The organism is Mycobacterium sp. IDUB_1 (assembly GCF_055419625.1).
On record NZ_JBVAYA010000001.1, the window covers coordinates 1,774,348 to 1,799,315 of the forward strand.

A 24,968-nucleotide genomic window follows, 5' to 3' on the forward strand; every position below is an offset into this window, starting at 1 on the left:
GAGTCATCGTGGGAGCTCGAAGTGCTGGTAGTCGATCGGTGTGCGCCAGTGCCCGCCCCAGCGCCAACCCCTGGTCACGAAAGCGTCGACGACCGGGTCGCCGTCGTGGAGCATGCCGGCATCGCGGCGGGTGCGATCGAGCCATGGTGTGCCGGTGGCGGGTTCGACACCGCCACCGACACCGACACCGACACCGACACCGCCGCGGGCATCGACGTAGGGATTGACGAGCGGATTGATGTCGACCGCCCGGCCATACGCGTGCCAGGACCAGCTGGTGGACCCGGGAATGCCGCGACAGTTGAACGCCGAGGTGTTGTTGTCACGCATCGACAGTTCGTCCTCGGCGCCGGGATAGCGGTCGGGGCTGTGCATCTTCTCGATCGGGAAGCGCAGCGCCGCGAGGCGGGCGAACACGTCGATGACGGCATCGGTGATCGCGGCGTCGACCACCAGCTCTCCGCGATGGAGGCGGCCGTCGGACCCCCAGTGGTCGAGCTCGACGCGTCGTAGCTGGTCGGGAGACACCGGGCAGCCCGGGCGCCAGGTCGCCCCGAGGTCGGTGGCGGTGACGGGGGTGACGGTCGCCGGTTGAGGCTGCGGCGTCGGTGTGGTCGTGGCGGTCCGGGACGTCGTCGGTGTCGGTGTCGGTGTCGTCGGCGCCGGCGCAGGCGCGCACTGCACGAGGACGGCCGCCAGGGCCGCCATCGGGACGAGCCTGCGCAGGCGCACCCCTGCGAACCTACCGAACCGCCCGTCCTCGCTTAGGCCGCCTAATCGCTTTTGTTAGTGCAGCTTTCGATAGTGCCGTTTGCGCAGTCTTGCTGTGATTTGTGTCATTCCGGAGTTATATTTGTGTCTGCCATCACAAGGAGGACGAACATGGCCGGAATCGGCGAGGGCGCAATGGTCCCGCAGGAGATGACGCCTGCGCGCGGCTCTCACCCCGTCAACTGGCTGATCGGGTTCGTGATGGCGACGGTGTTGATCGCCGGGATCGCGGGAGTGGTCCTCGCACTGGCGGGCGGATTGCCCAATGTCGCGATCGTCGTCGCGCTGGTGACCGGAGCGGTGTTCGCCGGATCCCTCTGCTGAGGAACCGCCGCTGGAGTCTGCGCAGGCAAGATTCGGGCTGAGTTTTTCTCTTACGTAGATCCTGCGAGTCTTCGTAGCGTCTCTCGGTGTGACCGTTCCTGCCTTCTCGCGCCGTCGTGCGCTGCAACTGCTCGGCCTCGCCGGCGGTGCGGCTGTGCTCGCCCCGGCCCTGGCCGCGTGCGGATCGTCGAGCACCAGCTCTGCGCTGCCGTCCACCGCGCCGCTGTCGGGCCGCTTCGAGGGCGTCACGCTCAAACTGCTCGTCAACCAACCGCACGTGACGTCGTTCCGGGACGTCCTCGCCCCGAAGTGGGCAGCGGCCACCGGTGGAAAGCTCGAGGTGACCGCATCGCCCTACGATCAGCTGACCAGTAAACAGATTCTCGACGTACAAAGCGGCACCGGTGAATTCGATGTCTTCGACTATTTCTACTTCGGCCTCGGGGATCTCGTCGACGCGGGAGCGCTGACCGAGCTGACCCCGTGGATCGACGCCAACGCGGCACAGATCGGCGTCGACGGGTACCTGCGCTCGGTGTACGACCCCTACACGTTGCTCGACGGCAAACGGTACGGACTGCCGTACGACGGTGACATCCACATCCTTTTCTACAACGCCGAACTGCTGGATCGTTACGGGGTCACCCCGCCCACCACCTGGGACGAGTACGACGAGGTCGCCGCGAAGATCACCACCGACGCACGCGGTGCGGCATACGGCGCCATCGTTTCTGGCCAACAGGTTCCGATGATCCTCGGCTGCTCCTACATCAACCGGCTCACGGGCTACGGCGGAAACCTGGTCGACGCCGACGGAAAACCCACGTTGACCTCCGACGCCTCGATCGCCGCCCTCAAGCATCTCGTCGACGTGGCGCCGTCTGCCCTGCCGACCCCGCTTCAGATCGGCTTCGACCAGGCCAACACCGCGTTCCTCACGGGCCAGGGAGCGCTGCTCGACACCTGGACCGACATGGCATTGCGGGCCGAGGATCCCACTGCCTCCAAGATCGCCGGCAAGTGGGGTGCGGTCTCGCTACCCGTCGGAGGCACCAACACCACGCCCCGCACCGCGTTGGACGCCGGCTTCGGGCTGGGCATCTCCACCGCGACCAAGAACGCCGACGCGGCAGCCGCATTCGTCAACTGGGCGACCGCAGCCCCGCAGAACCTCGTGGTGTCCTCCACGGCGGGCGCCGGGATCGATCCCGTGCGCACCGAAGTGCTCGACTCCGACGGCTACGCCAAGGTCGTCACCAAGGCGATCGCCCCCATCCGGCAGGGTCTCGGCGGTGATCCGCTGGTGTGGCCGAAGCAAGCCGGTGCGCCGAAACTGTTGCAGGACCTGGTCGATCAGCTCGCGCTGGCGATCAGCGGCAGTCAGACCGTCGAGCAGTCGCTGGACAATGCGCAGCGTGGATGGGAGAGCGCCGCGACATGACACGGCGCGTTCCGCTGTGGCTGGCCGCGCCCGCGATCGCCGGACTGACGCTGTTCCTGGTCTACCCCACGGTCTATCTCATCGGGCTGGCCCTGACGAAATCGTCTCTGGCACATCCGCTGCGCAGCTTCACCGGTGCGGACAACTTCGCGACGGCGTTCGCGTCACCGGCCTTCGTCCCGTCCCTGTGGAAGTCGACGCTGTTCGCTCTCGTCGTCGCCGCAGCCACCACCGCCCTCGGACTTGCCCTTGCGCTGCTGCTGCGCCACCGCGGCGGCGGCTTCGGGATCACCGGGGCGCTGCTGCTGCTCCCTCTGGTGACCGCACCCGTGCTGGTCGGGGTCGCGTGGAAGCTGTTGCTGGCACCCGTCGGTGGAGGATTGGCCGGGATCTTCGCCGCCGTCGGTCTGGGTGGGATCAACCCGCTGGGCTCCGGTGCGGGCGCACTGATCGTGCTGATGGTCATCCACATCTGGCAGTGGACCCCATTCGCGACCCTCATCTCGTTCGCCGCCCTCGGTGTCGTGCGACCCGAGCTCCTGGAGTCGGCCCGCATCGACAACGCCGGATGCTGGCGGACGTTCACGACCGTGACCTGGCCGGCGATCGGCCCGACGGTGTGGGCCGTCGCGGTGCTCGAACTCGTGATCGGCTACAAAGTGTTCGACTCGATCGTCGTCATCACCTCGGGCGGGCCCGGATTCTCCACCGCGCTCTCTCCGTTCGTCATCTACCAGACCGGTCTGCGGGGCAGCTTCGACATGGGCACCGCTGCCGCGCAGACACTGGTGTTCGGCCTGGTGGTCGGTGCCGTGGCGACGGTGGTCACCACGCTGCGGGCACGCGCAGTGAAGGCCGACGGGTGAGCCGTCGGATCGCGCTGGCCTGCGCCGTGATCGTTGCACTGCTGCCCATCGCCTACCTGCTGTCGCTGGCCGTGCGACCTGCCGGTGACGTGCTGAATTCGAGCCTGCTGCCGGATGCGTGGACGATGAGCAACGTCGTGAAAGTCTTCGACACCATCGAACTGGGCAGCATGCTGCAGAACTCGTGGTCCTCAGCCGTGGGAGCTGCCCTGCTCGCAGTCGTGATCGCAGCCCCGGCCGCATATTTCACCGCCCGCCATGTGCACGGCGAGCGCTTGCTCACCGTCTTGCTGGCCAGCTATTGCGCGCCGCCGATCGTGGCGATCATCCCGCTGTTCTTCCTGCTGCGCTGGGTCGGTCTGGTCAACAGCGTCGGGGGCCTGATCCTGGTCAACGGTATCGCCGGAGTGCCCGTCGCGGCGTGGTTGTTGGACGGCTTCGTGCGCCGCATCCCCGTCGAGATCGACGAGGCCGCCGCGATCGACGGGTTGGGGCCGACGGCCACCTTCGGCAAAGTCGTTGTGCCGCTTCTTCTGCCCGGCGTGGTCGCGGCGCTGCTCGTCGTGTTCTTCCTCAGCTACAACGACTTCCTGTTCGCGGTGTACCTCGCCGTGACCAAGGAGAGTCAGACCCTGACCGTCGGGCTGTCACTGTTCCAGGGCGACCGCAACGTGCAATTCGGGCAGCAGGCCGCGGCCGGCCTTCTCGGCATCCTGCCGGTCTACGTGCTCGCGCTCGCCGCCCAGCGTCATCTGGTCGGCGGGCTGACGACAGGAGCCACCAAGTGAGTACCGTCGAACTCCACGACATCACCAAGACATTCGACACATCGTCGGGACGGACCACGGTCGTCGACAGGCTCACCCTGTCTCTTCCCGACGGGTCGATGACCGTTCTGGTGGGACCGTCGGGATGCGGGAAATCCACCACCCTACGGATCGTCGCCGGCCTCGAGTCCGCCGACGCCGGGGCCGTGCACATCGACGGGCGTGACGTCACCGCCGCATCCCCGTCCCAGCGGGACGTGGCGATGGTCTTCCAGAACTATGCGCTCTATCCGCATTTGAGCGTCGAGCGCAACATCGCCTTCCCGCTGCGCAACAGCGGGGTGCCCAAAGACGCCACCGCTGAGCGTGTTCGGCACGCCGCGAAGCGGGTGGGGATCACCGCGCTGCTCGAGCGCAAACCCCGCCAGCTCTCCGGTGGTCAACAGCAGCGGGTGGCGATCGCCCGCGCGCTGGTGCGCACCCCGGCCCTGTTCCTGTTCGACGAGCCGCTGAGCAATCTCGACGCCAAGCTGCGCGTCGAGCTGCGGTCCGAAATCCGGCGGCTGCAACAGGACTCCGGGATCACCGCGCTCTACGTGACCCACGACCAGGAAGAGGCGATGACCATCGCCGACCAGCTCGTGGTCCTGCGGGCAGGACGTATCGTCCAGGCGGGCACTCCGGCCGAGCTGTACCGGCGGCCGGCCAACACCTTCGTCGCAGGCTTCATCGGGTCGCCGAGCACCAACCTCATCCCCGGAGCGGTACGCGACGGTGTCTTCGACGGCGGTGGGTTGCGCGTGCGCGTCGCCGGCGCCGACCACACCGCCGTCACACTCGGCGTCCGTCCCGAGGACCTCACCGTCACCCCGGACGCAACCGGCAACGGAACGCTGGAACTCGTCGAATTACTCGGTCCCCGTTACGTTCTGATCGTCCGGGTGGGAGAGCACCGCCTGACAGCGGTGGTCGAGGCCGCCGCGGTGGCGCAGTGGCCCGGCGCGCCAGCACCCGGGGACACTGTTGCGGTGGACGTCCGAGCCGACCGCGTGCATCTGTTCGACACAGCAAGCGGCGACCGGCTCGGCTAGCTGTCGCGCTGGGTGCGGCCGATACCCCACGCGTATGGCGGGGGAGTGCCGTTGACGGCGTGGGCGCCCAGCACCTTCGCCTTGAACAACCGCGGGTTGTGCGAGGCCACCGTGCGGGCGTTGCGCCAGTGCCGATCCAGCCCGCGGGCGCGCGATGCCGCCGACGCACCGAGGGTGTCGAAGAGGTCGGACGCCGCCTCGACCGCCAGCCGCGACGCCGTCAATTGCGCAGCGGCCGCCTCGAGTTCGGTTCGTTCGGCGGCCGCAGGCAGCGCCTCGTCGTCGGCGGTCGCGGCTGCGTCGATCGCCTCCGCCAGCTTCAGGGCGACCGCCTCGGTGGTGTACGCCGCGGTCCAGATGTCGCCCACCCTGCCCAGGATCTGCCCGTCGTCCCGCACCCGGGCGGCGTTGGCGTGGGAGTAGTTGCGATCACGCTGCTGGACCTCGAACGTCACGTCAGTGAGAACCGCGCGGGTGATGCCGGCCAGCGTTGCCACCAGATTCAGTTGATACAGCCCGGTCTGGTAGGGATGCCTGCGGTCGAAGGGAATGACGTCGTCGGCGACGGCGTCGGTGAACTCGGTGGTGCCGGTCCCCGTACCGCGCTGACCGAAGCCGTCCCAGTCGTCGTGGACCACCACGCCGGGTTGGCGGGTGTCCACGACCGCGGTCGCCCAGCCGTCGCCGTCCTTGACGTAGACATCAGCCCATTCCGCGAAGATCGTTCCCGTCGTGTAGAACTTGCGGCCGTTCACCACGCGACGGCCGTCGCGGTGCGTGACCGTGGTCTGCGCATCGCCCATGGCCGTCGGACCGGTCTCCGTCCATGCGTTCCCCGCGATCTCGCCCTCGACGAACCGGGCGAACCACCGGGACTGGTCCTCACCGCGGCGGTGCCGGAACACGGTGTCCTCGACCAGCACGAAGTGACCGCGCAATGCCTGCGCCAGATTGGCGTCGGCCGCGGCGAGGTCGATCCACAGTGCCGTGATCTCGGTCCAGTCCAGCCCCCACCCGCCGAACTCAACCGGCACTCGCAAGGTTCCGAATCCGGCGTGTTTGAGCAGGGTAACGGCCTCGAACGGTAGAGCGCCGGACAGTTCCCGGTCCCGCGTCCCCGCGGCGATCTCAGCGAACACGTCGGCGAAGTGGGCGCGGGCCTGTGCGAGCCTGGGGCGGGTGGCGATATCTGTCACGACCGCACAGTCGAACACATCTACACCGCAGCGCACCGATTTCACTCCGCCAGAACAGAAGTCGGTACCATCGCGACACATGTCCGTACAGTGTCGGCGATGCCCCGCACGCCCTGGACCGAACCGCTGTCGCCCGCCGAAACCGAGCGCTGGGACGCTGTCTCCGACGACGTCGCGGCGGCCCTTTCTCACGACGTCCTCGAGCGAGACCGCGCCAACCGGCCGCCCGATGCGGAACTGAAGCTACTCAAGGAATCAGGCCTGGCTGATCTGTTGATCCCGGTCTCGTTCGGTGGGGCAGGAGGGCACTGGTCGACCGGGCTGCGCGCGGTGCGGCGCCTCGCCCGCACTGACGGTTCGGTCGCACAGCTCTTGAGCTACCACTACTGCAATCAGGCCAGCATCGTGTTCTTCGGGGACGCGGCGCGGTGGGACCACTGGTTCACCGCGTCGGCGCGAGACAGTTGGCTGTGGGGCGACGCGGTCAACCCCGTCGACCCCGACCTGCTTCTCACCCCCGATGGTGACGGGTACCGCCTCAACGGCCGCAAGCGATTCGCCACCGGAGCAGCCACCGGTGACGTCACACTGGTGATGGCCTCGACCGGGGCGGCCGTGCTGGCATCCGTCGTCGATCACGACCGACCAGGGGTGTGCTTCGTCGACGACTGGGACGCACTGGGGCAGCGGCTGTCCGCCAGCGGCAGCGTCGAGTACAGCGACGTCAGAATCGACCCGGATGACGTACTCGGCGAGGTGGGGGAGGAACCGTACTCGACGCTCGTCACGCCGGGGGTGCAGCTCGGCTTCGCCAACCTGTACCTCGGGATCGCCGAGGGATCCCTCGCGCGGGCCCGCGAGCTCACTCTGCAGCGCCGCGGCGCATGGCTGCTCAGCTCTGCCCCGCATTACTCACGAGACCCGTTCGTGCAGCGCACGTTCGGCGAACTCCTGGCCCGCACCGCCGCCGTCGAGGCACTCGCCGACCGGTGGAACGCCGCGTTCGACGCCGTGCTCGCGCGCGGCGCCGACGTCACCGCCGCCGACCGCACCGAGGTCGAAATCGGCATCGCCGCACTGAAGGTGGTGGCGACCGAGACCGCGCTCGAGGTGGCTCATCGGGTCTACGAGCTCACCGGCGCCAGCTCGACGCTCAGTTCGGTCGGGCTGGACCTGTACTGGCGCAACATTCGCACCCACTCATTGCACGACCCCGTCGACTACAAGAAGCTCGAAGTCGGCGCCCACTACTTGACCGGCGACGTGCAGCCGATCACGCTCTACACCTGAACGACTCAGATCTGCCCGTGCCGCGGCGGCAGGGTGCCCGACAGGGTGTACCGGCCGATGTGCTGCAGCTTCCACCGCGTCGGATCATGCAGCGTGTGTGTGCGAGCATCGCGCCAGAACCGCGACAGGTTGTCCGATGCGGATGCGCTTCGCGTGCCGCCCAATTCGAACAGACCGTTGGACGCAGCCAGGGCCGCGCGCACTGCGCCCACCTTGGCAGCCGCCACCGCCACCGACGCTTCGGCAGCCGACTCCTCGGTCAGATGCGCCGTGGCCTCGTCGACGCGGCGAGCCGCCTCGGACAGCAAGGCCTGGGCCGAACGCACGGTGACGGCGAGTTCACCTGCTGCGTTGATCACCGTCGGATCCTCGACAGCCGCAGGTACCCGCGCCTCGAAATGCGCCCTCGCGCGACCTGCCTGATGCACGCCGGCTGCGAGTGCGCCGGTCGCAATACCGACGTCGATGGCGCTGTGCCACAACTGGGCGCGCGCCCCGTACACCGTCGGCTTCGAGAAGATCGCACTGAACGGTACGACGTGGGCTGCCGGCACCACGACGTCGTCGAGCGTCACCGTCCCGGATGCCGTGGTGCGCTGACCCATGCCGTCCCAGTCGTCGACGACCTCCAGTCCCGTTGCGTCGCGCGGCACGAACGCGACCGCCTTCGGCGTGGACGCCACCGGGACCTCGCCGGAGCCGTCGCTGCACGACGCGCGGACGACCACCCAGTCGGCGAACAATGCCCCCGTGCTGTAGAACTTGCGGCCCGTCAGCACGTAGTCCCCATCCGCGCGAGGTGTCAGTGTCGTCGCATCCACGTCGATGGGATGGGGACCCCGTTCACTCTGTGCGTTGGCCACCAGCGCGCCGGCGAGGACCTCACCGAAGAACAACTCATGCTGTTCGACGGTGCCCTGGAGCCTCAGTGCTTCGAGAAAGGTGAAGTGCGAGTGCGGAATCTGAGCCAGTGACGGATCGGCGTGGGCGAGTATCCGGAACACCTCGGCGACTACCGTTGCCGGGGCTGCGATGCCGCCGCAGCGCTCGGGCACCGTGATGGCCAGCAGACCGGAATCTTTCAACGCCTTGATTTCGGTGTGCGGCAGGAGGCGATGAACGTCACGGTCGGCCGCACCGGCGGCGACATCCTGGGCCACCGATCGCGCAACGGGCAGGACATCGTCGACGGAGGTGATCACCGGCTCGACCCTACGAACGGAATCGACGGTGCAGCAGTGCTTCTCGTTTCCGCCGTGAACAAACCCCGATCACGCAGGATCGGCACCACGCCCTCGCCGAACCAGTACAGCTCTTCCAGATGCGGATAACCCGAGAAGATGAACTCGTCGATCCCCACCTCCGCGTACTCGGCGATGCGGTCGGCGACCTCCTGGTGGCTACCCACCAACGCGGTGCCCGCGCCGCCGCGGACCAGGCCGACGCCCGCCCACAGGTTCGGCGCCACTTCCAGAGACCGTGCGTCGTGCCAGCTTCCGTCGCTGCGACGCTGTTCGTGCAACGCCAGCATCCGCTTCTGCCCCTCAGACTGGCTGCGATGCAGGCCATCCTGAGCCTTGCGTACCGTCTCTTCGTCGAGCGCGGCCACCAACCGGTCGGCCTGCTGCCACGCCTCGTCGGCGGTGTCGCGCGAGATGGTGTGCAGGCGGATACCGAAGCGCACCGGGCGGCCCTCGTCCGCGGCGAGCTTGCGAATCCAGTCGATCTTCTCGGCGACCGCGGCCGGCGGCTCGCCCCAGGTGAGGTAGACATCTGCGTGCTTGGCGGCCACGGGACCCGCCGCCGCGGAGCTGCCCCCGAAGTACAACGGCGGCACCGGATCCGGCAGCGTCGCCAACGCGGCATCGTCGACGCGGATGTGTTCGCCCTCCAACGTCACCCTCTCCCCGGTCCACAGGCGACGAACCACCTCCAAGAACTCGTCACAACGCTGATAGCGGGCGTCTTTGTCGAGGAAGTCGCCGAACGACCGCTGCTCGTGGGCTTCGCCGCCGACGACGACGTTGAGCAACAGACGCCCTGGGGCGTGGCGGGCGAACGTGGCCGCCATCTGCGCCGACAACGTCGGACTGACCAACCCCGGCCGGAACGCGACCAGGAACGCCAGCGACGTGGTCTCCCGGGCCAGCAATGCCGCGGTGACGAACGCGTCCTCGCACCAGGCGCCGGTCGGGATCAACGCGCCTGTGAAGCCGAACGATTCGGCGGCCCGCACGATCGAGGCGAGGTAGTCGATCGAGGCGTCACGGTCGCTGTGCGCGGCACCGGCCGGCGTGCCGTGGCCGCCGCCGACGATCAAGCGGCTGTCGCCGTAGGTGGGCAGGAACCAGTGCAGACGAAGAGACATGGTGTGAATCCTTTCAGCGGCCGCGTGCGGGTTGGGCCGCAACAGAAGCCGAGGACGAGGGAACCGTGGACGGCCGGTCGACGATCGTGGAGCGGGCGCCGCCCACACGGTAAGAGGCGCCGCGGTGCTCGGCGGGCAGTCGATCACCGGCGCCGTTGAGCTTGTGGCGCAGCGTCCCCGGTGTGTAGGCCGACTGGTAGGCGCCCCGCGCGGTCAGTATGGGCACGACGTGGTCGATGAACTGGGAGAACGATCCCGGAGTGACGGCGTAGGCCAGGTTGAACCCGTCGACGTCGGTCTCCTCCACCCACTCCTGTAGTGAATCCGCCACGTATGCGCCCGATCCCACGAACCGGGGACCGATACCGCCGATCTTGCCCCACTCCGCGATGTCGCGAACGGCCCACTCGCGACCGTCGGGATCGGCGGACTGGAACGCCTTGACCGCGGAGAGGATGGCGTTCGAGTCGACGTTGCCCACCGGCTCGTCGAGCCCGTAGCGCGCCAGGTCCACACCCATCCACCCCGACATGAACACCAGTGCGCCTTCGGGATCGCCGTAGGACAGGTACTCGGCGTGGCGCGCGTTGGCCTCCTCGTCCGTGCCGGCGGTGACGATCGTCGACAGGTTGAAGATCTTCACCGAGTACGGGTCGCGACCCGCGATCTCGAGTTCACGACGGATGGTCGACACCGTGTCGCGCAGGATCGCCTTGGTGGGTGCGGCGGTGAAGATCGCTTCGGCGTTCTCGGCGGCGAACCGCACCCCGCGCGGGGACGCCCCGGCCTGGTAGATGACCGGCGTGCGCTGCGGTGACGGCTCACTGAGATGGATACCGGGCACGCGGAAATGCGCACCGTCATGGCCGATGTGGTGCACCTTGTCCGGATCGGTGAACACCCCGCGCGCGGCGTCGCGCACCACGGCGTCGTCCTCCCAGGAGCCTTCCCACAGCTTGTAGAGCACTTCGAGGTATTCATCGGCGTGGTCGTAGCGGGCGTCGTGGGCAGGCTGATCGGTCTGACCCATGTTGCGGGCCGCCGCGGGCAGATACCCCGTCACCACGTTCCAGCCGACCCGACCGCCGGTGAGGTGATCGAGCGTGGACAGGCGTCGGGCGAACGGATAGGGGTGCTCGAAGCCGGTGCCCGTGGTGACGCCGAAGCCGAGGTGTTCGGTGACGTAGGCCATCGCGGAGACCAGCAGCAGCGGGTCGTTCACCGGAACCTGGGCGGCCTGGCGGATCGCGGCCTCGTCACTGGCGCCGTAAACGTCATAGGTGCCCAGCACGTCGGCGATGAACAGCCCGTCGAAGCGGCCGCGCTCGAGGAGGCGGGCGAGCTCGGTCCAGTAGGTCAGGTCCTTGTATCGCCAAGACTGGTCTTCCGGGTGTTTCCACAGGCCAGGGGACTGATGGGCGACGCAGTTCATGTCGAAGGCGTTGAAGCGGATCACACGGGTCACCGCGAAAGGGTGCCGGGTGTGCGCGCCGGGGGCACCAGTTTGTCTCATCGCGATTCTGACTCTGCGGTGGCTTGCTGCTGTTCCGCGGGGTCGGTGGGCTCAGATCATGTCGCGGCGGGTGAGCCAGCGCATGATCGGCCAGCCGACGAACACCGGCAGCCAGCACGTCAGGATGCGGTAGAGCAGCACCGAAGGCACCGCGACCGCGGCCGGCACGCCGAATGCCGCGAGGCCACCGATCAGGGCCGCCTCGACAGCGCCGACACCACCGGGAGTGGGCGCCGCTGAGGCCAGCGTGCCGCCGACCATCGTGACGATCGTGACAGTGACGAAGCTGGCGTCACCGCCGAACGCCTCGATGCTCGCCCACAGCGCCAGTGCGGCTCCCAAAGTGGTTGCGGAACAACCGAGGATGATGAGTCCGAGCCGTTTGGGTTCGCGGGCCAACTCGATGAGATCGTCGACGACCTCCTTGAGGCGCGGCCGCACCGCCGTGGCCAGCCAGCGCCGGAGCTTCGGCACGAACAGGAACACTCCGACCGCCCCGAGCGCCGCCCCCGCGATCAAATACAGCACCGTGGCGCCGGGCACGAACCGGGACAGATTCGCCGATGCCCCGGCCGCCGCGCTGAACGCGATCAGCAGAGCCACATGGGTCAGCACCTGCACCGACTGCTGCAGCGCCACCGCTGTCGTCGCCCGCAGTGCGCCCAGACCGCCCTTCTGCAGGAACCGGGTGCTCAGCGCCAACCCACCCACACCGGCGGGAGTCGTCGTCGCCGCGAACGTGTTCGCGACCTGCATGATGGCCAGATTGCGGAAGCTGACCAGACCATCGGCGCAGGCCCAGAGAGCCGCTCCCGCTCCGAGGTACTTCAGGGCCGAGACCGTCAGCCCGAGCACCGCCCACCACCAATTCGCCGTACTGAGTTCGGCGAAGAACACCGGCACGGAGCTGATGAACGGGTAGGCGACATAGACGAGGGCGACCAGCAGCACGGTCTGGATCAGCTGACTGCGGGTGAAGCGGGTGATCGTCGCCGTGGTGATCTGATCGGCTCCGGTCTGGCGCTTCACCTCGTCGCGCGCGCTCGCCATCGCCTGCGCCGGATCGCGCACCGACTGCCGAATACGTTGGTGCATGGCAGCTTTGGTGAGTCGACGGGAGGCCGCCAGGACGGCGTCGTTGCCGAAAACCGTGATCGCCGCGGCCACTGCCTTGTCGGCGCCGTAGAGATCGGTGGTGGTGACCAGGAGTTGGGCGATGTCGTTGTGCAGGTGAGCTTCTGACGCGCCGTACTCGGCGAGGCCGAACCCGCCGAACAGGGGCGCGCCATCGGCGACGGTGATTTCCTTGCTCCGCAGATCGCCATGCGAGATCTGCTGACTGTGCAGCACCGCCAACGCATCCCACAACCGGGCGACCGGGGTCTGGTCGGCACAGTCGTCGATGGACGTGCCCTGAGCGGGCCGATGCGCATACAGCGTCCAGCCCCGCTCCAGTGCCGACACCGCGATCGGGGCGGTGTTGGCCAGCCCGACATCGCCGACCGCGATCGCCATCAGCGCCCGATGCTCGATCGCGCGGCGCATCGACGTCTGCAGCGGCGCTGTCTCGCTGTCGCGCAGCCGCAGCTTGCGCCAGAACTGCCGCAGGAAGCCGCCGCCGCGCTGATGCGGTCCGTAGAGCTCGACGATCGCCATGCCTTCGTCGGGGTCGGCGTGATCGGCGCCGCGGTCCTGCGTGGCGTGCAGCAGCATCGGCCCGCGGCCCGCCGGCCGCACCACGCGCAGCGCTGCCACCCGGAAACCGCGGCGCGCCATCGCCCGTGCCGCACCGTCGAGCGGAACCTCGAGCGCCGGCGTGCCGACCACGAGCACGACGAGGGCGCCGACGAACCAGCCGACCGACAACCCGAGCAGTGACCGGGCCGGCACCACCGCGCTGACCACGAGGTGGATCGGTACGAACGCCAACAGCAGCGTCCACCACCAGCGTCGCCACCGGGCCGGCAACCACGGCCCGGACACCGTCAGCACGGCGGCCAGCATCGCGATCCACCGTGGGTCGTCGAGGAATTGCGACGCCACGGTGTCGAGACGGTCGGTGAGATCGAAATGCCAACGCGGCGCGGCGATGCCGTTGCCGGTGATCGACAGCGACAGAATCGCGATGATGCCCGCGGCGGCGTACGCGCCGAGCAGCTTCCACTGACGGGCGAGAACGAGGCCGATCAGGATCATGAAGGGCAGCGCCACGATCGCGATGCCGTAGACCAGGTAGACGGTGTTGGACTGCGTGGGGCTCAGGACGCCGACGATCTCGGAGATCGAGCGTTCCAGCGCTTCCCATTCGTAGCGGGTGATCAGCGAGCTGGTCACCACGATCACCAGGAAGAGCCCGGCCGACAGGAGCCGCAGAATGTCGTTGGTACGCCGGGTCAGTGGTTGGAGCAGATCTCCCGAGACAACGATGTCCCGCCCGTCGACGCGCATGGCCCACCGATCATAGCGGCTGGCCGATCACCTCACGGTGACGTAGACGGTCTGGTTGGCGATCGAGCGGAAGTTGTCGCCCTGCGACGTCGCGAACGGAACGCCTTGGCGCACGACGGGGCCGTGGGTGATCGACACGATCGACGCCTCGTCGAGGGGTGCGTTCGACAGGCGGGTGACGATCACGCGGTTGCCTTGGCCCTCGAGTGCTGTGATCGCGGTGTCAGCGTGGCCTGCTCCGGTCGGTGCGGCGACAGCTGGTGCGGCGAGGCTCAGTGCCGCCGCGACTGCAGCGGTCCCGGCGGCCAAGAAAGAAGGTCGGATCATCGGAGTGCTCTTTTCAGGTGGTTCGTGCATTGCGGATTCGTGCCACCCTCTACACGAGAAAGGGGCGCCTCTGGTTCGAGAGGCGCCCCTTTCTGATTCGCACTACTTGACCGTGACGTAGACGGTCTGGCTGCGGACCGTGCGGCTGTTGTCGCCCTGAGAGGTGGCGAACGGCACGCTCTGCGGGATGGCGGGACCGCGGGTGACGGACACGACCGACGCCTTGTCCAGCGGTGTGCTGGATTGGCGGGTCACGACGACCCGAAGCCCCTGAGCCTCCAACGAACTGATGGTGTCGGCGGCGTTGCCACCGGTCGGAGCGGCCTGCGCGGGTGAGGCCAGTCCGAGGATGCCGGCAGTGAGCGCGGCTGCGGCGGCTGTGGTGACGGTGAACTTCTTCATTTCCGGCCTTCTTCGTTTGTGGTGATCTTGGTGATCTGACCTGTCAAACGGCTGTGAGGCGGGGTTCATTTCACCTGGCAGAAATTGCCCGGTTGGTGGCAGAAAGCGCGCGCTGGCGGGGTGCGAGCGCGCGCCGATGCACGGTCGTGGCGGCGCGGCGGCGTGCAAACGCGCGCGCTCGCCGAACGTCAGGCGAGGCGGCGGGCGAGGCCCGACGCGCGCGCAGCGCGCCGGCCGACCGCGGCGCGCACCGACGCCTCGGTGCCCACCACCCGCACCCGCTTCTTGGCCCGCGTCACGGCGGTGTAGAACAGCTCGCGGGTCAGCAGCCGCGACTCCTGCGGCGGCAGCATCACCGTGACCTCGTCGGCCTGGCTGCCCTGGCTTTTGTGGATCGTCATCGCGTGCATCGTGTCGACCTCGGCGAGGCGGCCGGCGGCGAACTCCTGCTCGCCGATCACCACGCGCAAGCCGTCTCCGCGCATGATCGCGACGCCGGTGTCGCCGTTGTAGAGCTTGCGGCCGTAGTCGTTGGCGGTCACCAGGACCGGCCGCCCGGCATACCAATCCGCCCAGATCGGCTCACCGGTCGCGTCGGTCAGCCACCGCTCGACCTGACGGTTCCAGTGCGCGATGCCGAACGGTCCGCGGCGGTGAGCGCACAGCAGGCGATGCTCGTCGAGCGTCTGGAGCGCAGCCCGCGCATCACCGAGGATCGCCGCCTCGCGCAGCCGCAGTGCCGGGGGAAGCAGGACCGGCCGCAGCTGATCACCCGGCTCCTCGTGATCGATCCACTCCACGTGCTCACCGCCGTCGCGCAGCACCTCCAGCACGCCGTCGGCGTCGCCGTCGCGGATCGCCGCCGCCAGCGCTCCGATGCGGACACCGAATCGGTGCGACGTGTGCAGCGCCGCGATCCGCACGTCGGTGCGCGCACCGAGACCGTCGACCAGATCGGCGAGCACCGCACCCGCCTCCACCGAGGCGAGCTGATCCGGGTCCCCGGCGAGTACCAGGCGGCTGTCGGGACGCACCGCCTCTAGAAGGCGCGCCATCAGCGTCAGCGACACCATCGACGTCTCGTCGACGACGATCACGTCGTGAGGCAAGCGGTTCTCCCGGTGATGCCGAAACCGCGAGGCGCTGTCGGGGCGCGGCCGCAACAGTCGGTGCAGCGTCGACGCCGTCAGGGCAGGCAGCCGGTCGCGGTCGGACGCATCCAGAGCCGAGAGCTCTGAACGCACCGCCTCGAGCAGGCGCGCCGCCGCCTTCCCCGTGGGCGCCGCGAGCGCGATACGCAGCTGCGGCCGCCCCTCGAGTGCGGCTTGCTCGGCCAACAGTGCCAGCAACCGGGCCACCGTCGTGGTCTTGCCGGTTCCCGGCCCACCGGTCAGCACCGTCAGCGATTGCGCCAGAGCCACTTCCGCGGCGCGTCGCTGCTCCTCCCAGCCGGACGGGAACAGACGCTCGAGTCCCGGCGCGGCGCCGGACTGCGGTGAGGCCAGCAGCGCGAGCACGTCGTCGCGGACCTGTTGCTCCTCGCGCCAGTACCGATCGAGGTAGAGCAGGTCGGTCCTGGAATCGGACAGCACGTGCACCACCTGCTTGTCCACCAGTGGGCTGGCCTTCACGGCCCGCAGCCATTCCGGCGTTGTGGGCCAGGGGAGTTCGGGTTGGCCCGTCTGCTCGGCCACCGATCTCAGATCGACACACACCGACCCCGCCCGCACGGCCCGCACCGTGAACGCCACGGCCAGCGCGACGGTCGGATCCGACTCGCCGGTCAGCGCGGAGAGGCGTTGCGCCACATGAACATCAGCGGGCTCGAGCACCTCGGCGAACGCGTCGAGCGTCGGCGCGGTCACGGTGACTCCCCGCGCAACCGGACCCGGCGCGCCGTCGAACTCTCGTCGAGTTCGACCAGGTCGTCATGCGAGCGCAGGAATTCGCTGAACGACTTGTAACCGAGCGACTTCTCGGAGAACGACGGGTCCATCCGCTTCATCTGGGCCTTGACCGCCGAGTTGTACAGCCAGTCCACGTCGTCCTTCTCCAGCCCGATGCGCAACGCCCGGGTGAGCAACGCCGTCGCCGCGTCCAGCGGGTCGGGCTCGTCCTCGGTGTCGTCGTCGGTATCGTCCGGCGCGGTGTCCGGGGCCTTGGTCCTGCGGCCGCGCTTCTTCGGTGTCGCGCCAGCCGGGGACCCGTCGCGGGACCTGTCGGGTTCGAACACCGGAACGCCGGGCAGTGCGTCGTAGGTGACGAACTCGTCGCACGCCGCCGCCAGAGAGCGGCTGGACGAGCCGGCGACCCCGATGCCGACGACGTAGCGGCCCAGCCGTTTGCAGCGTTGCGCCAGCGCGATGTAATCGGAGTCGCCGCCGACGATCACGACGTGGGTCAGGTCGGGGAGTCGGAACATGTCCTCGACCGCGTCCACGGCCAGACGTATGTCGGCGCCGTTCTTGCCGTACGCCGCGGCCGGAAACAGCTGCACCAGATCGACGGCGCGACCCACCAATTGACCGCGGTAGTTCGCGTTGACATCGGCCGACCAGTCGGCGTAGGCGCGAGTGAGCACGAGCGTGCCGAACGACGACGCGAAGTCGACGATGGCGCCGACGTCGACGGTGGCGCGGGTGAGTTTGTCGGCGAACTCGCCGGTGCCGTCGTCGCGTGCCCGGTCGCGCTGATACGAATTGCGGCCGTTGACCTGGTCGTAGCGGCTGATCACGATGTTGTCGAAGTCGAAATAGACCGCGACGCGGGAGTCCTGGGAATCCGTCATCGCACCAGTGTCCCCGCTCCGGCCAGCAGATCCGACACCGCCACGATCAGATCCGCCGGCGGCTGCCAGCTGAACACCCCGGCCGGATGTCCGTCCACCACGGGCGTGTCCGGTCCGCACATTCCGCGCACGAACAGATAGAGCACGCCGCCGAGGTGGCGCTGCGGTGTGTAGTCGGAGAGCCGCCAACGCAGGAACCTGTGCAGCACAACGCAGTACAGCAGCGCCTGCAGCGGGTAGTCGGAGTGCAGCATCGCCTCGACCAGCCGGGGGTGCCCGTAGTCGGCGGCGCTGAGCTCACCTCCGGGTGCGCCCAGCCAGTTCGTCTTGTAGTCCACCACCAGATAGCGGTCGCCGAGCCGCAGCACCGCATCCACCGACCCGGTGAGGTAGCCCTTGAGCGGCTGGGCGCCCAGCGCGCCGTCGGAGAGTCGACGGGCGTAGCTCGCCAGCGGATCATCGGGCGGCAGATGCGTCTGCAGTAGTGCGCCGACGTCGGCGAGGGTGAGCGCTCGCGCGGCCGAGCGAATGTCGCCCCCGGCGAGAGGAATTTCGAAATCCATCTCGCGCAATCGGTCTCGCAGCCCGATCGCCCGCAAGGTGGCGCCAGGGGCCAGCGGTCCCAGCGGGGTGTCGTGCAACGGGATCAGCGCCGCGGCCAGATCGGCGGGGGCCACATCGACCGGCCACCACAGAGCGTGGCGGCGGATCTGGGTCTCGAGCTCGGCCCCCAGGTCGGCCGCGAACGGATCAGCCGTCTCGAGCGCCGCATGCACCAGCGTGCCGAACGTGGCGCCGGTCGGCAGATCCGCCATCGGCGAGCGCACGTCGCCAGCGGCGGTGACCGACTCGGACACTTCGACATCGGACACGGCGACATCCGACACTGCGACATCCGACACTGCGACGTCGGCCACTTCGTCGTCGAGTTCGGTCACCTCCGGCTCGCTCGACACCCCTGGCGTCTCCTCGGCCGCACGGATCAGCCCCGAGTAGGACGTCCGGCGCCACGACGTGTCGATGCGGCGGTGAAAGTGGCGTACATCCAAACCGTCAGGCACAGAGTGTGTTTCGACGGGTACCGGCGCGGCGACAACGGACTCCTCGAGAACCGGTCCACCGGCGTCGGCCCAGGCGCGCAGCGCGGCCATGGCGTCGGGGTCGTCGATACGGGGTGGGTCGCAGCGATCGGGCACCGCCGCCTCGCCGGGCCTGCGCCCGCGCAGCAGCCGCGACAGGCCGCCGTTGGGTTCATCGGCCGACGGCGCCCACCACGCCACGATCTGGGACTGCGCACGGGTCATCGCGACGTAGGTGAGCCGGACGTCGTCGCCCGCCGCCTCCCGGCGGCCCTGACGTTGCACCGCGTCGTGATCGGGACTGAGCTCACCGCCGATGTGCAGACAGCGGGTGTCACCCTCGTGATAGAGCACCACGTCGCGGGTCTGGATGTTGCGGTTGAACGCAAACGGCAGATACACGACGGGGAACTGCAGCCCCTTGCTCACCCACACGGTCATGATCTGCACGGCGGCAGCGTCGCTGTCCAAGCGGCGGCTGCGTTCGGCCGCGCCGCCACGCTCGTCGCGCTGTGCGCGCAGCCAGTCCCGCAGCGCCGGAAGGCTGAAGTGCTCCCGGTGTGCGGTCTCCTGCAGCAGTTGCGTCAGGTGGGCCAGATCCGTCATGTGCCGTTCGCCGTCGACCCACGACAGCACCCGCGTGCTCATGCCCGAGCGCTGAGCCGCTTCGAACACCGCCGCCACGCCACGCTCCCGCGCGTGATCAGCCCAGCCGCGCAATGTCTCGGTGATCCGGTCGGTCAGCCGATCACCCTCGGCAACAAGGGTTTCGGCGGTCTCCCCGAAGAACATCGTGGTGGCTGCGGCCCGCACCAGACCCGAGCGGTGGGGCTGGTCGAACGCTTCCAGCAGACACAGCCAGTCGTCGGCCGCGGGTGAGGCGAACACATCAGAGTCACCGGTGTAGACCGCGGGGATGTTCGCGGCGTTCAGCGCCTCGAAGCAGGCGCGGCCGTCGCGGTGGCTCTCGACGATCACCGCGATGTGGCCCGGCAGGAGCGGGTCTCCGCAGTAGGTCGCGCCTGCGGCGAGCAGCGCTGCGATGTCGGCGGCCATGTCCCTCGGGATGTGCTCGCGCAGCCGGTCGATCGGGATCGTCTTGTCGGGCCGGACCCGCAGCTGCTCGCGGGTGACGACCCGGAGCCGGAACGGTGCATCGTGCGGTGCACCAGCGAGGCGATGCTCGGGGTGCGCGGCGTCCACCGCTCGCACCACGATGCGCGGATCCCCGAGTTGGGCGTCGCGCATCACCGCCTGCAAGCTCGCCACCAGTGGGCCGTCGCTGCGAAAGTTGGTGCCCAGCGTGCGTTGTCGGCCCGCGCTGGACGCGGCGTGCAGATACGTGACGATGTCACCGCCGCGGAAGGCGTAGATCGCCTGCTTCGGATCGCCGATCAGGATCACCGTGGAGTGCCCGCTGAACGCCCGGTCGATGACCTGCCACTGCACGGGATCGGTGTCCTGGAACTCGTCGACCATGACGATCGACCAGCGCCGCCGCATCCGGGCGCGCGCGGGGGAGCCGTCGTCCTCCAGCGCATCGGCCAGCCGCGACAGCAGGTCGTCGTAGTGCAGGATGCCGAGCCGCCGTTTGCGCGTCTCCAACTCCGCGCACACCGCGGTCGCGAACTCGACCCGCACCGCCGCATCTGTGCCGGGCGCTGGAGCCGCAGGACGGAGCTCGGTGTGTGCGCCTGCCACGACCTCGCGAGCCAGGCGCAGCACGGCGTCGTAGGACAGCAGCGGCTCATCGCGCTCCTGCCCGAAATGCGCGAGGTACAGATCGTCGACGATGTCGCGCACCACGTCTTCGAGACTCTCCACCAGTTCCACCCCGGAATCGGTGTCGCCCGCCACCCCCAGGCTCTTCAGTACCAGCTGGCAGAACTGGTGTGTGGTCGCGATCGTCGCGGCGTCGAAGCCTGCCAGCGCATCACGCAGCCGCTGCCGACGCAGGTCGAGTTCCTCGGCCGGGCCCGACACCAGATGGGCCAGCAGCGCGTTGTCACCGGCGCGGGACGGGTCGCCCAACGCGAGCAGGGCGTCGAGGATCTGAGCGCGCACCCGCTCCCGCAGCTCCTGGCTGGCCGCCCGACCGAACGTGATCAGCAGCATCTGATCGAGCGTCGCCACCCCCTCGGCGACGTAACGGGTCACCAATCCGGCCAGCGTGAACGTCTTTCCGGTGCCAGCGCTGGCTTCGAGCACCGTCGTGGTGCGCGCCTCGGGCAGCGGACCGAGCAGATCGAACGGTTCCATCTACTCCGGCATCCTCTCCGCACGCAGCATCGGGGACCACAGCCGCGTCGCATACGCCGGGAGGCCGGCGGCGACGAGATCGACCAGCGGACGGCCCGCACCCCACACCGTGACGTGCGCCGGCTCGGCGTCCTCGCCCGGATATTTGCCGGACTTCCACTTCCAGCCGGCCTCCCGCGACGGCGCGCCCCGGTGATGCTCGGTCTCGGCCCACGCGTAGGACGTCTTGGGCGGCAACGGAATCGGCGCACGACGACCGTCGTCGTACATCTCGACGAGGTCGGCCAGCACGCCGACGGGATCCTCGGGCGGCCCCAGCAGCCGCTGCCGCGGCGTGTCGCCGCGTTTGGCGCGGCCGATACACACCGCTGACCACTCCCGGCCGGGGTGGCGAGCGGCCAACGCCACCAACCGAATCCATGATTCCAGCAGATGCCTACCGTCGAGCTTGGAGTAGGTGACCCACACCAGTCGCCCGCCGTAGACGCGCGGCACGGTGCCCGTGACGCGGCGGCCGGCACCGACCGCTGTGTCGATGGCGACGTCGACGTCGAACGCCTGAGGCGCTGACGTGCGGTGCTGCTGAGCGGCGGCGGCCAACGCGGCGGCCCGCTGCGCGAGTTCCTGCGCTTGCCGCCAGCCGAGCCGGCCGGGCGGCAGCGAGCCGCGGCGCCACTCGGCCTGCTGCGCCTGCGCCGGCGTCATGCCGCGCTGCATGTCCTCGAGCATCCGAGCGCCGATCTTCCACTCCGCCAGCGCATCGATCTCGACGGGCATCCCGTCCTCGACAGCGTCGACATCCCACGGCAGCGTGAAGTCCAGCGCCCGGAAGAAGCCCTTGACCGGATCCCTGAAGAAGGCCACCAGATCGTCGAGCCCGACGTCGTCGAGCGGTGGTGCGGGCAGCGGCGCCCCGACCAACGGCGGCTTGACCGTCCGTCGGGCCGTGGCGGCACGGGCCGCGGTCAGCGCGGCGGTGTCGAACGTGAACGGCTCACCCGGACCGGTTCCCAGTGCTCCGGGCGTGACGTTGCGAACATCGAACGGCTGCAACGGATGCCGGATGTGTACGTGGTCGCGTACGGCGTGCGGCGTGGTGACGTCGAGCGCGTCCAGGAGCTCGACGAGCGGCACAGCCGGCGGCTTGCGCTGACCCGAGTATTCGTTGGCGCCGGTGTAGGTGATCACCAGCCGCTCGGTGGCCGCGCCGATCGCGTCGAGCAGGAGCTGGCGATCCTCGGAGCGACTGTCCCGTTCACCGGTCACCGGGTCGCGCGCCAGCGCGTCGTCTCCGTCGGTGACCCCTTGGCGAGGGAAGACACCGTCATCGAGACCGACCAGGCACACCACCCGGTGCGGCACCGAGCGCATCGGCACCATCGTGCAGACGGTCAGTGTGCCGGTGCGGAAATTGGCGCGGGTCGGACGGCCGGCGAGGTGACGGTCCAGTAGCGCCGTGACATCGGCGAGGCGTAACAGTGTCTCGGCGTGCGTTCCGGCGTCGGAGAGGATGTCGGCGAACTCCCGGTCCACCTGCGCCCCCTGCCACGCGTCGGCGTCCGAGGCGGCGGTGAGCTGGTCGAGACCGTTGCGCAACGCGATCAGCCATCCGCGTAATGTCCGTGTGCCGGTCAGGCTTTCGACACTCTCGCGAAGCAGGTCGACGTAGCTGGCAAGCCGGCCGGCCAGCTCCACCCGGTTGCTTCCGACGTCGTCGAGGGGGAGTGTGGTGTCCAACCAGGCGTGGGAGTCCTCGGACATCGCGACGCCGACCAACACCCGGTCGATGCCGAACCGCCAGGTGTTCTGCACGAAGTCCACCCCGTAGGGGTGGCGGTGCTCGCGATCGAAGCCCCAGCGGATGTTGGCCTCCCGCACCCACTCTCCGATCGTGTCGAGATCGTCGTCGGTGAAACCGAATCGGAGGCGCACCGGGGCGGCCTCGGCGAGGTTGAGCACCTCGCTGGCGGTCGCCCGCCCGCCCGCCAAGGCGAGCAACTGGCTCGCCACGCCCAGTAGGGGATTGGTCTGGGTCAGCGCGCGGTCGGCCAATTTGACGCGCAGCCGGTGGGCGGGATGCGTGTCCGACACTCCACTCGCATCGAGGTCGCCGAGACCGAAACCCGCGATGATCAGCGGTGCGTACGTTTCGATGTCGGGGCACATGACGAGGATGTCGCGCGGCTCGAGCGTGGGGTCATCGGCCAGCACACCGAGCAGCACCTCCCGCAGCACGTCGATCTGGCGCGCCGGACCGTGGCAGCTGTGCACCTGAACCGACCGGTCGGCGTCATCGATCCAACGGCCTTGGGGCCGAACGCTGTTGGCGGCGATATCGGACTGCAGCCAACCGAGCAGCGTCTGCGGGCGGGCGGCCGAACCGAGGAATTCGTCGACCGCGGGATCGGCGGGAAGGGTGCGTTGCAGCTCGCGCATATCGCGGCCCAATGTCGCGAGCAGCGGGTGTCCCACGGCGCGATGCGACGTGTCGGTGCGCCGCGGAATCGGGCCGTGGCTGCGCCGCAGGGCCGCCCACAGTTCGTCACTCGGATGCGGCAACCACAGGTGTAGGTCGTGGTGCGTGCTCAGGGCATGCAGCAGTTCGATCTCGGTGAGCGGCAAGCGGGTGTGGCCGAACAGCGACAGCCGCTTCGGGAGGTCGGTACCGGAATCACGCAATCGCGCAAGGGTTTCGGCGTGTCGGACCGGTGGGGGATCGGCATCGACGTGGGCCAGCAGGGCGCGGTAGAGCTCGGGCTGCCAGCTCAGGTCGGCGTCGAGTGCGTCGGTCCGGCCCTCGGCCCAGTCGGTCAACAGCTGCGGGCGCTGCCGCGCGTACGAGGCGAACAGGCCGGCGAGCCGACGGGCGACGGCGTAGCGACGGCCCTGGCGCAGTTCCCGCTCCTCGCCCTGTTCGTGATGGCCGAGATGGGTGGCCAGCGTGGCGCACCAGGGTTGGTCGAGCGAGCTGTCGATGACGGCGAGCAGCGGCCAGACCATGGCGTCGGGTGCCCACGGATCGTCGTCGGTGGTGCCGGTCAGCTCGGCGACGAGCGAGCGCGGATGACGGAAGGTGATCCCGGCGCACACACCGTCCTGGCCGGTGCCGCGGCCCAGAATGTGGGAGAGCCGCTGGCTGAGCCAGCGTTCGGTGCCGCGCGCGGCCACCAGCACCAGGTCCTCGGCGAAGGGGTCGGGTGGTGGGGTCGCCAGCACGGCACCCAGGCCGTCGGCGAGCAGGTCGGTGCGATCAGCCCGATGGAGGTGTAGCGCCATCGCGACTCAGACTACGGGTGCGCGCTCGCCGGAAGGACGTCAGCCGCGCTCGATGACGTTGCCGGAACCCGACTGAGAGGTCTTCGGGTCGCCGGTGCGATAGGTCACCGTGTTGTCGAAGCCCGACACGGTGATGCTGCCCGCGGCCTCCACCGTCAGCTTGTTCTCCATGCCCGACACCGACACCTCGGCACACGACCCCCGCACCTCGATGGTGTTGTTCATGCCGCTGATGCTGACCATCCCCTGATTGCAGATCACCGTCTGCGTGCGGTCGACGCCGCCGATCGACAGCGACCCACCCGCCTCGACCGTGACCACCTGGTCGGTGCCGGGGCTTGCCGGAAGGCCGGGGAAGGACGGGATCGAGGGGATCGACGGGATCGTGGGTGCGGTGAGCGTGCCGCCGCCACCGGATACCGTGGGGCGGCCCTGAAGCGCGCTGTTCCCGAGGAAGTACACGGCGACACCGATGACCCCGCCGAGGACCAGTACGCCGGCGATCAACGGGATCAGCCACGCCGCAGGATTCGCGCGCTTACGGACGACCTGCTGCGGCATGGCGTAATACGGCGTCGGGAACGGATACGAATTCGGGGGAGGTGCCGGCACGGTCGAATCACCCAACTCGCTGGCACTGGCCTGGCCGGCGAGTGGCCGCTCCAGGTCCCGGATGCGGGCCTCGGGATCCCCAGTTGGCTCCATGGGCAGATGCTCGCACACCGGTCGCCGATGCTCGCGCGGATCTGACCAAACGCTGAC

Annotated in this window: 19 protein-coding genes; 6 read left to right on the plus strand and 13 right to left on the minus strand. The window is 68.9% G+C overall.

Translation table 11 applies throughout. From position 1 onward, the window contains the following. Positions 1-3 precede the first annotated feature (3 nt). Entirely contained in the window at positions 4-708 is a 705-nt protein-coding gene (locus ACZYYX_RS09070) for a M15 family metallopeptidase (RefSeq protein WP_463814855.1), read from the minus strand. Positions 709-882: 174 nt separating this feature from the next. Between ACZYYX_RS09070 and ACZYYX_RS09075 the strand changes: the two genes are divergently transcribed. From ACZYYX_RS09075 to ACZYYX_RS09095, 5 genes are all read left to right on the plus strand, one after another. Beyond that, the gene (locus ACZYYX_RS09075) at positions 883-1,095 is read left to right on the plus strand and encodes a hypothetical protein (protein ID WP_463814086.1); all 213 of its coding nucleotides are present in this window, start codon (positions 883-885) and stop codon (positions 1,093-1,095) included. Between the two features lie 88 nt (positions 1,096-1,183). Then, positions 1,184-2,536, plus strand: a complete 1,353-nt coding sequence (locus ACZYYX_RS09080; RefSeq protein ID WP_463814087.1) for an extracellular solute-binding protein — start codon at positions 1,184-1,186, stop codon at positions 2,534-2,536. After that, positions 2,533-3,402, plus strand: a complete 870-nt coding sequence (locus tag ACZYYX_RS09085; protein ID WP_463814088.1) for a carbohydrate ABC transporter permease — start codon at positions 2,533-2,535, stop codon at positions 3,400-3,402. Before ACZYYX_RS09080 ends, ACZYYX_RS09085 begins: the two co-directional genes overlap by 4 nt. Continuing rightward, entirely contained in the window at positions 3,399-4,190 is a 792-nt protein-coding gene (locus tag ACZYYX_RS09090) for a carbohydrate ABC transporter permease (RefSeq protein WP_463814089.1), read from the plus strand. Before ACZYYX_RS09085 ends, ACZYYX_RS09090 begins: the two co-directional genes overlap by 4 nt. After that, positions 4,187-5,260, plus strand: a complete 1,074-nt coding sequence (locus ACZYYX_RS09095; RefSeq protein WP_463814090.1) for an ABC transporter ATP-binding protein — start codon at positions 4,187-4,189, stop codon at positions 5,258-5,260. Before ACZYYX_RS09090 ends, ACZYYX_RS09095 begins: the two co-directional genes overlap by 4 nt. On the opposite strand, the gene ACZYYX_RS09100 is transcribed toward ACZYYX_RS09095, so the two are convergent. Further along, positions 5,257-6,456: an acyl-CoA dehydrogenase family protein gene (locus tag ACZYYX_RS09100; protein ID WP_463814091.1), complete on the minus strand. Its 1,200-nt coding sequence runs from the start codon at positions 6,454-6,456 to the stop codon at positions 5,257-5,259. The two genes, ACZYYX_RS09095 and ACZYYX_RS09100, sit on opposite strands and share 4 nt — an antisense overlap. Positions 6,457-6,555: 99 nt before the next feature. On the opposite strand from ACZYYX_RS09100, the gene ACZYYX_RS09105 reads away from it, so the two are divergent. After that, entirely contained in the window at positions 6,556-7,746 is a 1,191-nt protein-coding gene (locus ACZYYX_RS09105; RefSeq protein WP_463814092.1) for an acyl-CoA dehydrogenase family protein, read from the plus strand. Positions 7,747-7,751: 5 nt separating this feature from the next. On the opposite strand, the gene ACZYYX_RS09110 is transcribed toward ACZYYX_RS09105, so the two are convergent. From ACZYYX_RS09110 to ACZYYX_RS09160, 11 genes are all read right to left on the minus strand, one after another. Beyond that, positions 7,752-8,948 (minus strand): SfnB family sulfur acquisition oxidoreductase, encoded by a 1,197-nt coding sequence (locus ACZYYX_RS09110; RefSeq protein WP_463814093.1) that lies wholly within the window; start codon positions 8,946-8,948, stop codon positions 7,752-7,754. Then, positions 8,945-10,114: an LLM class flavin-dependent oxidoreductase gene (locus tag ACZYYX_RS09115; RefSeq protein ID WP_463814094.1), complete on the minus strand. Its 1,170-nt coding sequence runs from the start codon at positions 10,112-10,114 to the stop codon at positions 8,945-8,947. Before ACZYYX_RS09115 ends, ACZYYX_RS09110 begins: the two co-directional genes overlap by 4 nt. Before the next feature lie 13 nt (positions 10,115-10,127). Further along, on the minus strand, positions 10,128-11,579 hold the full coding sequence (locus tag ACZYYX_RS09120) for an LLM class flavin-dependent oxidoreductase (RefSeq protein ID WP_463814095.1): 1,452 nt from the start codon (positions 11,577-11,579) through the stop codon (positions 10,128-10,130). Between the two features lie 99 nt (positions 11,580-11,678). After that, positions 11,679-14,075, minus strand: coding sequence for a lysylphosphatidylglycerol synthase domain-containing protein (locus tag ACZYYX_RS09125; RefSeq protein ID WP_463814096.1), 2,397 nt, complete (start codon positions 14,073-14,075; stop codon positions 11,679-11,681). A 27-nt stretch (positions 14,076-14,102) separates the two neighbouring features. Continuing rightward, positions 14,103-14,402, minus strand: a complete 300-nt coding sequence (locus ACZYYX_RS09130) for a hypothetical protein (protein WP_463814097.1) — start codon at positions 14,400-14,402, stop codon at positions 14,103-14,105. 102 nt (positions 14,403-14,504) lie between these two features. Beyond that, on the minus strand, positions 14,505-14,804 hold the full coding sequence (locus ACZYYX_RS09135) for a hypothetical protein (protein ID WP_463814098.1): 300 nt from the start codon (positions 14,802-14,804) through the stop codon (positions 14,505-14,507). A 188-nt stretch (positions 14,805-14,992) separates the two neighbouring features. Further along, on the minus strand, positions 14,993-16,669 hold the full coding sequence (recD, locus tag ACZYYX_RS09140; RefSeq protein WP_463814099.1) for an exodeoxyribonuclease V subunit alpha: 1,677 nt from the start codon (positions 16,667-16,669) through the stop codon (positions 14,993-14,995). Next, positions 16,666-17,592: an NYN domain-containing protein gene (locus ACZYYX_RS09145; protein WP_463814100.1), complete on the minus strand. Its 927-nt coding sequence runs from the start codon at positions 17,590-17,592 to the stop codon at positions 16,666-16,668. The genes recD and ACZYYX_RS09145 overlap by 4 nt, the downstream gene beginning before the upstream one ends. Further along, positions 17,589-20,930 (minus strand): exodeoxyribonuclease V subunit beta, encoded by a 3,342-nt coding sequence (recB, locus tag ACZYYX_RS09150; RefSeq protein ID WP_463814101.1) that lies wholly within the window; start codon positions 20,928-20,930, stop codon positions 17,589-17,591. Before recB ends, ACZYYX_RS09145 begins: the two co-directional genes overlap by 4 nt. Next, entirely contained in the window at positions 20,931-24,206 is a 3,276-nt protein-coding gene (gene recC, locus ACZYYX_RS09155; protein WP_463814102.1) for an exodeoxyribonuclease V subunit gamma, read from the minus strand. A 39-nt stretch (positions 24,207-24,245) separates the two neighbouring features. Then, complete coding sequence (locus ACZYYX_RS09160) at positions 24,246-24,911, minus strand: DUF3060 domain-containing protein (RefSeq protein WP_463814103.1); 666 nt, start codon at positions 24,909-24,911, stop codon at positions 24,246-24,248. Positions 24,912-24,968 lie beyond the last annotated feature (57 nt).